This is a genomic window from Cupriavidus basilensis OR16 (assembly GCF_000243095.1).
In the GTDB taxonomy this organism is placed as follows: domain Bacteria; phylum Pseudomonadota; class Gammaproteobacteria; order Burkholderiales; family Burkholderiaceae; genus Cupriavidus; species Cupriavidus basilensis_D.
Window position 1 is genome coordinate 1 of sequence record NZ_AHJE01000157.1, and the last position, 672, is coordinate 672.

Below are 672 nucleotides of genomic sequence, written 5' to 3' on the forward strand. Positions count from 1 at the left end.
GGTGACCGGGTGCTCCACCTGCAGGCGGGTGTTCATCTCCATGAAGTAGAACGAACCGTCCTGGTTGGCGATGAACTCCACGGTGCCGGCGCCGACGTAGCCCACGGCCTGCGCGGCGGCAACGGCGGCTTCGCCCATCGCGCGCCGGCGTTCCTCGCTCATACCAGGTGCCGGCGCTTCTTCCAGCACCTTCTGGTGGCGGCGCTGCACCGAGCAGTCACGCTCGAACAGGTAGACGCAGTTGCCGTGCGTGTCGGCGAACACCTGGATCTCGATATGGCGGGGGCGGGTCAGGTATTTCTCGACCAGCACACGGTCGTCGCCGAAGCTGGCACTGGCCTCGCGCCGCACGGACGCCAGCGCGGCTTCGAAGCCTTCGCTGGCATCCACCACGCGCATGCCTTTGCCGCCGCCGCCGGCGCTGGCTTTCAGCAGCACCGGGTAGCCGATGCGGTCGGCCTCGCGGCGCAGCAGGGCGGGCTCCTGATCCTCGCCGTGGTAGCCGGGCACCAGCGGCACCGCGGCCGCCTCCATCAGGCGCTTGGCCGCGCTCTTGCTGCCCATGGCGCGGATGCTGGATGCCGGCGGGCCGATGAAGACGAGGCCGGCCTCGCCGCAAGCTTCCGCGAAGCCGTCGTTCTCGGAGAGAAAGCCGTAGCCGGGATGGATGGC

Annotated in this window: 1 protein-coding gene; it reads right to left on the reverse strand. The window is 69.6% G+C overall.

Features of this window, described 5'->3' with window-relative positions:
• The coding region (locus tag OR16_RS36410) for a biotin carboxylase N-terminal domain-containing protein (protein ID WP_006164041.1) at window positions 1-672 on the reverse strand (672 nt) is incomplete at both ends.